The 1,596-nt window shown below is 38.8% G+C and carries 1 protein-coding gene and 1 pseudogene; both read right to left on the bottom strand.

The features are described from left to right. Window positions 1–131: 131 nt before the first annotated feature. On the bottom strand, window positions 132–1,067 hold the full coding sequence (locus QI30_RS18590) for a protein rep (protein WP_126992064.1): 936 nt from the start codon (window positions 1,065–1,067) through the stop codon (window positions 132–134). Window positions 1,068–1,366: 299 nt separating this feature from the next. Then, window positions 1,367–1,596: pseudogene (locus tag QI30_RS20545) on the bottom strand (MobV family relaxase); the annotation flags it as partial.

Here is a 1,596-nt window from a genome sequence, read left to right as displayed (position 1 = left end):
ATTCATTACACTTCATAATTAATTCCTCCTAAACTTGATTAAAACATTTTACCACATATAAACTAAGTTTTAAATTCAGTATTTCATCACTTATACAACAATATGGCCCGTTTGTTGAAATCTATTGTATCTTAATCTACTTCTTTTTCATCAATCAATTTCCCATTGATCTCTTCCAGTTCATCATCGGTCAAATACCGTTTTTCTAATTCGATGTACCTTTTACCGCCCCAGTTATACATGATCGCATACACATACTTCGTCACATCTTTTTCCTTGTAGCCATCTAATTCGCCATTTTTAAATTTGGTCATAGCGTCTTTGAATAGACCTGAGTAGACAATTAACCGTTTGCCTTTTAAGGCTTTATAAAACACCTCGAAAACTTCTTGGCTGATTAAGTAATCGCTGTCTTTTGCGGAGTACTTCGCAATCTCATACACTTTATCATCTCGACCGTTTCGAACTTTCCGCACATCAACTTGTGTAATCAAAGGGTTTTTTGTGACTTGCTGCCACAACTCCAGCCACCGATCCCGAGTGATATATTGTTTTGTATCCGTGAAGTAACTTTTGTTGACTGCAATGAGCACATGAAAATGTGGGTGGTAATCCTCACGCTCTTCGTTGTAGGTGATTTCTAATTTCCGAGCATAACCCTTTGCGATTTTCTTAACTTCCTTGCGTTCCATCAACTTTTTGAACGAATGGTTGTAACCCTTAATTTCATCTTCCAGTTCATCAGCTGGCACGTTCGGCGCTGTTAAGGTCACAAAGATAAACTCTTTCTTTTCCTCTTGCTTTAGATAAGCCATCATGACGGACAGAGCCAACGCATCTTTTCGAGATTTCTTCCATGCACAGATCGGACAGAAACGGTTTTTGCACGTATTCCCCTTATGCTGTTTTTTCTTTTCCAGGTTTTCATCAGCAACCATCATCATGAACGTATTGCACTCCCTTATGAGTTTTAAAGTATTTTCCGAGACCACATCTTCAGAAACTAGCTTTTCCATAAAGTACGCTAATACACCGTTTCGCCGTTTTTTCTTCGTGGACTTGACCATAATGTCTTGATTCTTTTTGGATTTTGCTTTATAGTGGCTCATATAACTTAAGTTAATAAACGCCAATCACGGCACTTAAAAACTTGCACCTACCTTCATAGTTTATTGTTTTGATCTCGACAATTAAAACAATACAACACTATGCTGTAGAATGCAAGTTTTTTTGCGTTAAAGCCATACGTATCAAGGGCTCAAGACCCTTCAGGGTAAATCGAAGATGTTACCCTTATATCAAGATAAGAAAAAACCGTTTTTCGCTTCGCTCAAAACCTTAAAAAACACGCCTAAAAGGCGTGTTTTCATCTTTCCATTCCTCGATCCCTCTCCCGAGCTTTCTCACGCTTATACAGGCGCTCAAATTCGCTCCCAGGGTTTCGCTCCCTCACTTTATCTACTAATTCCTTAAAAACGTTTTTAACGGCCCTGACGCCCTCTGTACGCTCTTTTACGAAATCTTTGGCACTTTGATACAACAAACCGACTTCGTGCCGTAAATCGCCTATCAGGTCTTTTAAATCTCTGTTCTCTG

Origin of the sequence: Candidatus Kurthia intestinigallinarum (assembly GCF_003991225.1) — a bacterium.
Classification (GTDB): Bacteria; Bacillota; Bacilli; order Bacillales_A; family Planococcaceae; genus Kurthia; species Kurthia populi.
The sequence above is the reverse complement of the archived record's forward strand: the minus strand, read 5'-3'. Positions and strand labels throughout refer to the sequence as shown.

Bases quoted from the DNA above. Each gene is read 5' to 3' on its own strand.
- QI30_RS18590 (WP_126992064.1), bottom strand. From the start codon at position 1,067: ATGGTCAAGTCCACGAAGAAAAAACGGCGAAACGGTGTATTAGCGTAC.